We start from the raw sequence: 557 nt of genomic DNA, 5'->3' as shown, positions 1-557 counted from the left end.
ACGACGCCCAGCATGCTGATGGCGGGAGTCACGGTGGTGAAACCGACCGCTCGGCAGCCCTCCACGACGTCGGCGTCCTCGACCATCCGTTCGGTCTCGATCTGTTCGGCGTTGAAGACGCACGCCTTCTGGGTCCGCTCGTAGACCTTCGCTTTGTCTGCGAGGTAGGAGTTGTAGGAACCGTGCCAGTCGACATGGTCCTCGGCGACGTTGAGGCAGACACTGGCCACAGGCGAGAGCGATTCCGCCCAGTGCAGCTGGAAGCTGGAGAGTTCAACGGCGAAGACGTCGTATTCGACGGGGTCGCGGAGGGCGTCCAGGATGGGAGTTCCCACATTGCCTACCGCGATTGCCTTCAGCCCGGCGGCCTGGAGCATAGCCTCAGTCAGTCCCACGGTGGTGGTCTTGCCGTTGGTTCCGGTGATGGTCAGCCAGTCGGCAGTTTTGTGGCCCTCCCGGACCCTCAGGCGCCAGGCCAGTTCGACGTCGCCCCATACCGGGATGTGGGCACGCGCGGCTGCCGCGAGGAGCGCCTGGTCCGGCCGCCACCCGGGGGA

General features: G+C 65.7%; 1 protein-coding gene. It reads right to left on the bottom strand.

The features are described from left to right. The coding region (locus DBR22_RS24805; protein WP_258229312.1) for a Mur ligase family protein at window positions 1-557 on the bottom strand (557 nt) is incomplete at both ends.

Origin of the sequence: Arthrobacter sp. HMWF013 (assembly GCF_003061105.1) — a bacterium.
Classification (GTDB): Bacteria; Actinomycetota; Actinomycetes; order Actinomycetales; family Micrococcaceae; genus Arthrobacter.
This window is presented reverse-complemented; position numbering and strand designations above follow the sequence as displayed.